Source organism: Mahella sp. (assembly GCF_020054945.1).
GTDB lineage: Bacteria > Bacillota > Clostridia > Mahellales > Mahellaceae > Mahella.
The window spans coordinates 84979-93652 of record NZ_JAIHAU010000001.1; the positions used below are offsets into that span (position 1 = coordinate 84979).

Sequence of the window (8674 nt, forward strand, 5' to 3'; positions counted from 1 at the left end):
ATATCCAGCCCAGCTTCTTTAAACGCTCTGTTGAAGGCTACACGATGGCCGTCCCTTTCTGTTTCGGCTAAGAGCCGCAGCATGAGGTGTTAGAATAACATTATCCAATGTCAGCAAAGGATCATCTTGTTCTATTGGTTCTTGTGCAAAAACATCTAAGCCCGCTCCCGCTATCCTATGCTCTTTCAGTGCAGACGTTAATGCTCCCTGATCGATCACTTCTCCTCTGCTGGTATTTATAATATACGCTGTCGGCTTCATCAATCTTATCAGATGTTCATCGACCATCTTTTTATTTTCTGGTATATTGGGAACATGTAATGTTATGACATCCGATTGGGTAAATAATGTTTCCACATCGTTGCAGAATCTAATATCATTATCTTTTAGTGCGTTTTCAACATATGGATCATACACCAGCACATGCATTCCCATCGATTTACATCGAAACATAACCTCTCGCCCTATTTTCCCTAGTCCCACGATACCTATAGTTTTACCGAACGCCTCTTCGGATATAAATTCGGAACGTTTGCCCCATTGTCCATTTCGTACATACAAATCCATTTTAGGAAGTTGCTTTAATAAAGCCAGCATCAACGATATGGTATGTTCGGCCACAGCCACAGTGTTTATCCCCGGTAAATTACATACCATTACATTATGCTCGGTAGCAGCTTGTACATCTACATTATCATAACCAGCGCCGGTACGTGAAATTACCTTGAGCTTGGGAGCAGCTTCAATTATACTTCTGGTAATTTTAGCCTTACTCCTTAAAATTATAGCGAAAGCATCGCTAACTTCATCTATAATTGACTGCTCCGATGCATCTTTGGTTATAATTATTTCGGCTTTATCTTTGAGCAACTCCAATCCCTCATCTATTATTCTTTCAGGTAGTAATACTTTTTCCATAATGCATCTCTTCCATAATAATTATAAATAACCTGCTCCGATAAAAGCGGCTTTTATCATTTCCCTTTGCTCATCCGTGCAGTCAGCCAGCGGATTCCTGACCTCTCCACCCTTATAACCGAAAATATCACATGCGGCTTTCACACCTGCCACACTATATTTATCGGTAGCATTTTTGCTTAATCTAATCAATTTATCGCTCAACGCGTCGGCTTCCTCTAGCCTTCCATGCACATATAACTCATACAATGAACAACATGGTTCTTGCAAATAATTGGCCATCGACAGTACGCCTCCGGAAGCACCGGCCTTCAGTCCATCCAGAAAATTGGTTATGCTGCCTGCCAGCACATCGAAGTTTTCGTCTTTTACAGCAAGGTATTTGCCTATATTGCCGCTGGACGTATCCTTCATACCAAGGATATTCGGATGAGCGGACAAGGTTCTTACCACCTCAGGCGATATAGTAACACCAGAAGCAAATTTAGGACAATTGTATAAGAGTACAGGAATCGATAGGGCATCGGCTACAGCCGTATAGTATCTTATGAGCGCCGAGTCATCCATAAAAGAAGCAAAGTAGCTTGGGCATAGAACCGAAACGAAGTCGGCCCCTATGTCCTCTATGCGCTTGCCGAATTCAATGGTACAATATGCGGACTGGCGTGCTATGCCAACCATAAGAACTTTATCTTTCGTCATATTTTCTTTAACCGTTTTGAAAACCGACATTTGCTCCTCGTCATTCATATGAGCAAATTCTCCATTGCTTCCCAGAGGCATGTAACCTTTTACCGATGTTAGGTTGGATTTTTGTATATTATAAGCCAGCTTATCCAAATCTACCTTTTGATCAGTAAACGGCGTAACGACCGGTATAAATACGCCTTTCAGTCTATCGTTCATATCATCACTCCCTAAAATTATACTTTATTTGCGCTACCAAATATATTCATGAAATTTTCCACTCGATGCATAGTCTGGTTTTCTACATATTCTATAGCCTTTACAGGCTCATAATCCGTTGGGTTAGCTCTGTAATATTCTTCAAATGAATCTCTGAATATGTGCTTTATCTCGGTGGATATGTTTATCTTATTTCCCCCGCATGCTATACATTTTTTAAATACATCATCAGATAAACCGGTACCTCCGTGTATCGCCAAAGGGACATCAACTCTATCGGCAATTTCATGCAATAAATCGAAATTCACATTGGGCTCTTTATGATAAACACCATGTGCCGTTCCTATAGCGGGTGCTAATACATCTATACCGGTGGCCACAACATATTTGACACATGTATCGGGATCGGCCAAATGGCTTGCTTGCTCATTTACAAATATGTCATCTTCTACGCCCACTATGGCGCCAAGTTCACCCTCTACAGTGACATCTTTGCCCTTGGCCATATTCACAACTTTTTTTGTCATCTCTATATTATCATCCAACGGTAGCGATGATGCATCTATCATAACCGAACTCCACCCCGCATCGATACATTTTTTGATCATATCCAAATCTTTGCAGTGGTCCAAATGAAGAGCCACAGGTATATCCGTATCCTCGGCCAGCGTCTTAACCCAGATTACAATCGGCTTATAGCCATACAGCGCTACCGTTTTAGTCGATGTTTGTATGATGACCGGCGACCTTTTTTTTCTTGCCGCCTTGACCACAGCCGATGTAGTAATATAATCGACTATGTTAAATGCCCCCACGGCATAACCCTGCTTTTTTGCATCCAAGAGGATTTCTTTAATATTTACGTAACTCATATATCCACGTCCTCGTTCTAATATTCTTCGACAAGTTCTATTCGCTCATTACTAGGCCCGTAAATAAATATATGTTTGATCCCCTTCCAAAAAGACGGTAAATTCTCAATCTCATCAGGATAAAATTGTATGCCTTTATCTTTAAGTAGCATTGTAAGTGTATTTATATCTTCCACTTTCAATGCTATATGCTGAACGGGGCCAGCTTCTTTAGCTACTGCATCGGGATTAGCGGGCTGCACAAGTTCAATAATGCAGCCCCCGAGTTCCACCATGGCCACCGGCATTTTGCCCATGGTCGGGTGATCTACGATACCACGCCACTTCACAGTAAATCCTAATATTTGGGAATAAAACTCTATCGATCGCTCTATATCCTTTGTATAAATACCTATATGATATAATCCTTGAATCAATCTCTAGCCTTCTCTCTGCTTAATAATCTTAACCTTTAATACTACCTAACATTATGCCTTCTACCAAATAGCGCTGGAATACAATAAATATAAATAGCAACGGTACCAAGGACAGACACGACATGGCAAAAAGCGCACCCCATGAGCTTTCACCGGTTGCATCCACAAACATACGCAGTGCAAGCGACACTGTAAATGTCGGAGGCGCACTCAAGTAAATCATCTGGGAAAAGAAATCATTCCACGTCCAGATAAATGTAAAAATCGCTACGGTGACAAGCGCCGGTACCGATAACGGCATTATAAACTGCATATATATCCTGAACGTTCCTGCTCCATCTATCCTCGGTGCTTCTAGCAGTTCATTCGATATTCCACGCATGAACTGCACTAATAGAAAGATAAAGAACCCTTCTGTCGCAAAAAACTTCGGCACCAATAACGGCAGATAGGTGTTAACCCATCCTATTTTGCTGAATACTATATACTGCGGGATTAGTCTTACATGAAACGGCAGCATCAGCGTTACCAGCATTATAGCAAAAAGAGTATTCTTGAATCTAAACTCAAGTTTGGAAAAAGCATACGCTGCCATTGAACATGATAATATATTGGCAATAATGCTTACTATTGCTAAGAAAAAAGAGTTTATAAAGAATTTGCCGAAGCTGACCCCTGATACACCTTTCCAGCCGTATATATAGTTATTTAGGGTCGGATTTTTAGGTAATAGGCTGGTGCTTTGAAATATTTCAACATCTTCTTTAAATGAAGCGCTCAGCATCCATATGAGAGGGTATATCATAATCAGCCCAAATAGTATGATTAAAAAGTGCATCAGCAAGTTCCTTCTTTGTTTAACCTTCATTATCTTATATACCCTCCTTATCATTCATCATAATAAACCCATTTTTGAGCCAGTAGAAACATAATAGCTGTTATGATGGCTATTATGATCAATAGCACCCATGCTAAGGCAGATGCGTATCCCATGGAAAAGTGCTGGAATCCTTTGATATAAAGATATAACGTGTAGAATAATGTCGAATCTACAGGTGCTCCTGTTCCTCCACTAATTATATAGGAAGGTGTAAACGCTTGAAATGCATTTATTATGGTCATAACTATGTTGAAGAAGACCATCGGTGTAAGCAATGGTAATGTTATGTGAAAGAAAGTACCCACTTTGCTCGCTCCGTCTATTTCTGCCGCTTCGTAATAGTCCGGAGATATCTGCTTTAATCCTCCTAGAAATATGACCATAGGAGAACCAAATTGCCAGATAAGCAACAAGATTAATGTATAAAGTGCTGTATCCGGCGATGCTATCCAATTCTTGCCTTCAATGCCTACAAGAGATAAGAGTTGATTGATCGCTCCTTCTTTGTTGAACAGCTGCCGCCACAATATAGCTACTGCAACGCTACCGCCGAATAATGACGGCAAATAATATATGGCACGGTATATGCGAATACCGGGTATATTGTTCTTGAACACAACCGCCAACAGCAGGGCAAAGATCAATTGGAAAGGAACGCCGAGTGCCACATAGGTAAAAGTAACCTGCAGACTTTTATGAACTCTGGGATCGTTAGCTAAGTCTATATAATTTTTGAGCCCTACCCATTTAGGGGATGTCACAACGTCATATTGCGTAAAAGAGAAATACAATGATAAAACCATGGGAATCGCTGTGAATAAAAGAAATCCCAAAAGCCAGGGCGTTAAGAACGCATAGCCTTCCCATGGCCTGTTGAATTTATATTTCTTCATGTGTCAGATCATCACCTCAATTCAATTTAGCTGTTAGAACAGCCTAGAACGTGTTGAAGGTACACGCTCTAGGCCAAAAATATTGTATTGTTACTTTTTGTTTGAGTCCAATATAGCCTGTGCTTCAGACACTAGTTGAGCTCCGGCATCTTCCGGTGTTAGTTGATCAAATCTTACTTTTTCAGCAATCTGCTGGAACAGCGAATCAACCTCACTTGCACCGGACGGCGGGAAAGTCGTCGGCGTCGCAATTTCGATCGTTTTTGAGACATAATCTACGATAGCCTTATCCTGCTCATCCAGTAACGGCGTAAGAAATTCTACCATTTTTGTATTAGCTGGTACACCTTGGTCCAATCTGAATAATTTAATTGAATCCTCATCATTGACCCAAAAATTTATCAGTTTTGCGGCAGCCAATTTTTTCTCAGGCGTTGTTTTTGAAGAAATTGCAAAGTGAGCGCCTTCAACAAATTCTCCTACTTTCCCATCAGGTTTAGATGGATTTCGGACCATAATAAGTTCAGCTTCTGGCAATGCTGCACTATACAACTTATATTGATTGGGAGGAATACTCACCATAGCCGTTTTCCCTCTTGCTATTAAACTATCTTCAAGTGTAGCTTTTGCGTATTCCGTTGTAGTAGCTGAATCAGGCACAATACCGCTATCACGCAAATCTTTCCACATGGCAAACCATGAAGCAGCATCTTCTTTTGTATATGCTATATTGCCATCTGCCGTATATAAATCTCTACCATTTTGACGCGCCCAATAACGAAATATTTGATAAGCTCCTGAAGCATCTTCTCTTAGCCATGAATCTTTTTTGCCCTTTGCGTCAAGTGCTGCTCTCGCTTCACTTCCTATAGCCTTGAGATCATCCCATGTCCAGTTAAAATCCGGAACTTGCACACCTAAATCTTCAAGCATTGACTTATTGACAAGCACGGTATTTGTAGTAAGACCCATTGAAATCATATAATTAATACCATTGACTGTACCACTATCAATAGCTGCCTGAGAGAAATTACTGAGATCAATCGTGCCATCTTTAACGTAAGCATCTAGCGGCTCAAGAACACCTCTGCGTACATAATCACTTGCAAATTGCGGATGCATTCCCATGAAATCTGGAGCCCCACCGCTTGCACTTTGAACTGTAAGCTTATCCCAATAATCAGTCCAGCTGACCGGTTCACGTATCAATTTTATATTTGGGTTTTTAGACTCAAATACGTCACAGATCTGGTTATACAACTCGTGTCGTTTAGTATCTCCCCACCAGGCAACACGTATTTCCACCGGCGCACCTTCATCGACTGCGGGCTTAGAATCATCTGCTCCAGTTGACTCAGGCTTTTCCTCAGGTTCTGTAGCAGTATCCCCTCCACCGCAAGCCGACAACAACATAACCGACATCAGCATTACTGCCATCAAGATTATGGCGATCATCTTTTTCATAGAACAATTTCCTCCTCGATTTAGATAAATTTTATAGATCAACAAGCAGGCTCATAAATTATTACCGCTTGATAATCACCTTTTTGCTACCATCACACTATTCGTTCATTTTAAAGTATCAGTATCGACTGTATCATCCAACGGCAAGCCGCCTTGCACATAGAGATTTCGCCTGGCTATCTTATCACCCTTCATTTCCTGATATGCATATTTATAAACATCATATATAATTTTTTGAGGCACAACAATAACGCCGTCCCCATCTGCGACCACGAGATCACCGGGATAAATAGCTACTCCACCTATACCGATTGGTATATCCTTCTCACAATAGCGTATGCGGCACTGATCCATCGGTTGGGAAACAAACTTCGACCAGACAGGAACTTTCTCCAATATGACTTCATCTGTATCTCGTATACCACCACCGTTGAGCATAAAACCGACAGCCCCTTTGTTCATACATGCCAATGTATTATTAGAACCAAGCAAGCCTACATCTAGCCCACAAATGTCCAAACAGATAAAATCCCCTTCGATAATATCCTTTGACCAATTATCCGTGCATACATTGCCATAATACCAATTAGACCATTCAGTATACTTATCACCAGTTACCATCGGTACCGGTCCTTCAAAAGGCACATATCGTGCTGTTCTGGCAAAACCAATAGCTTTAGTGCGCCATAAGGGCCTTATGCTATGATGGACAGTACCATAATGATGGTAACCGCACCAATCCATCCCATCGCGCACATCGGTTACTCTAAAATCCCTGTACATCTCCAGTATTTCTTTTCGTTCTTTTATATCCATATCAGCCATATTGCTTCTCTCCTTCAACATATTTATTATGATGAATATTTAAGATAACGTTTACTCAATGTTCCTGCTAACCTATTATAAATTATCAATCAACGAATATGAGATTTAATTCTGAATGATAAACACCTCCTTGTGCTTAACTAGCATTCAATTTTCATTCCAACAACCGCATTCTCGTAAACGTATTCTTAAATAATATCAAACAATTTCCTACTTTAATGGCTTACCGAATACATTTGGTTACTTTCAATCTTTTTGACACTATTGCCTTCTATCAACTGTGGTACATATATGACCTCTCTGTTGCTGACAGCTTTGTTCTTTATGCGCTCTAATATCATTTCTCCAGCCTTATTCCCTATAACCCAAGCGTTCAACGTTACAATAGTAGGCTGTACATACATTAATTCTATGTTATCTATATTGCCATAAGCGACGATAGATATATCATTTGGTACATCTATGCCATTTGACCTAAAATACTTCAGCGCTCCCATGGTCATGACATTATTCATAACTACTATAGCTGACGGTTTATCCGATGCACTCATTATTTTGGCAGCACCTTGGTATCCCGATTCTAGTGTAAAGTCTCCATCATATCTATAAGGATAATCCTCATTTACTTCTATGCCTACCTCAGACATGGCCTTAACGAAGCCCTTAAACCTTTCTTTACCAGTGCTGACGGTCAACATACCGTTAATAACGCCGATCTTTCTATGTCCTAGCGATAATAAATATGAAACCAGATTATAAGCGCCTTGTATATTATCACTATCTATAAAGTCACCCTTAAATTTATCACTGTACACCTTTCGGTTAACTAATACTAATGGCATATGCTCGCTCAACGATGCTATAAAGTCATCATTTTCACCTGTGGTATTAAGAATCAGACCATCTATTTTTTTGCTTATAAGCAGCTTCAAATACTCTAATTCTCTCTCTTTTTTATCCTCCGTACTGCATACTATGAGATTATACCCTTCATTATGAATGACATCTTCAACCGCTTTAGCCATAGTGGTAAAATAATTATTCGATATATCAGACACCAAAAAACCTATAGTATTAGTAGCATCGTTCTTTAAACTTCTAGCTACTGAATTGGGATAATAATGCAATTCTTCAATAGCTCGCAAAACCCTCTCTTTTATATCCGGGCTCACATAGTAGTTATCGTTTATGACCCTTGATACTGTGGCTATTGAGACACCGGCACGTTTAGCTATGTCCCTTATAGTTACGCCAGCCACTTGATACCCCCTCAATAAGTATATTTAAGTAAACGTATTCTTGAACTATTACTAGTATAGTACGACTTTATTCCCTTGTCAATACTCATTATAAAATTTTTATGTAGAATAATTTCCCTATATAAGCCATGCGTGATTATGTCACGGCAAAAGCATGAAGAAAAATTATTCCAAGGGATAATTTGCCACTAAACATTTAAAGGTCTTTATGATAGGATATTGTTCATAGATTTTTTATATG

At 39.9% G+C, this 8674-nt stretch carries 9 protein-coding genes; all 9 read right to left on the bottom strand.

Annotated features, from left to right (window positions below; genetic code table 11):
- Positions 1 to 18: 18 nt before the first annotated feature.
- The 9 genes from JG770_RS00395 to JG770_RS00435 all read right to left on the bottom strand — a co-directional run bounded on the left by JG770_RS00395 (position 19) and on the right by JG770_RS00435 (position 8433).
- Positions 19 to 918 carry a hydroxyacid dehydrogenase gene (locus JG770_RS00395; protein WP_291953764.1) on the bottom strand — a complete coding sequence of 300 codons (900 nt, stop codon included), beginning with the start codon at positions 916 to 918 and terminating at the stop codon, positions 19 to 21.
- Between the two features lie 21 nt (positions 919 to 939).
- Entirely contained in the window at positions 940 to 1824 is an 885-nt protein-coding gene (locus JG770_RS00400; protein WP_291953766.1) for a dihydrodipicolinate synthase family protein, read from the bottom strand.
- Positions 1825 to 1841: 17 nt separating this feature from the next.
- Entirely contained in the window at positions 1842 to 2696 is an 855-nt protein-coding gene (locus JG770_RS00405) for a class II fructose-bisphosphate aldolase (RefSeq protein WP_291953767.1), read from the bottom strand.
- A gap of 17 nt (positions 2697 to 2713) precedes the next feature.
- Entirely contained in the window at positions 2714 to 3112 is a 399-nt protein-coding gene (locus tag JG770_RS00410; protein ID WP_291953768.1) for a VOC family protein, read from the bottom strand.
- 28 nt (positions 3113 to 3140) lie between these two features.
- Positions 3141 to 3980: a carbohydrate ABC transporter permease gene (locus JG770_RS00415; protein WP_013780931.1), complete on the bottom strand. Its 840-nt coding sequence runs from the start codon at positions 3978 to 3980 to the stop codon at positions 3141 to 3143.
- A 20-nt stretch (positions 3981 to 4000) separates the two neighbouring features.
- Entirely contained in the window at positions 4001 to 4885 is an 885-nt protein-coding gene (locus JG770_RS00420) for a sugar ABC transporter permease (RefSeq protein WP_291953770.1), read from the bottom strand.
- Between the two features lie 90 nt (positions 4886 to 4975).
- Positions 4976 to 6349, bottom strand: coding sequence for a sugar ABC transporter substrate-binding protein (locus tag JG770_RS00425; protein ID WP_291953773.1), 1374 nt, complete (start codon positions 6347 to 6349; stop codon positions 4976 to 4978).
- A 105-nt stretch (positions 6350 to 6454) separates the two neighbouring features.
- Complete coding sequence (locus tag JG770_RS00430) at positions 6455 to 7174, bottom strand: RraA family protein (protein ID WP_291953775.1); 720 nt, start codon at positions 7172 to 7174, stop codon at positions 6455 to 6457.
- Between the two features lie 215 nt (positions 7175 to 7389).
- Positions 7390 to 8433, bottom strand: coding sequence for a LacI family DNA-binding transcriptional regulator (locus tag JG770_RS00435; RefSeq protein ID WP_291953778.1), 1044 nt, complete (start codon positions 8431 to 8433; stop codon positions 7390 to 7392).
- Positions 8434 to 8674: the final 241 nt, after the last annotated feature.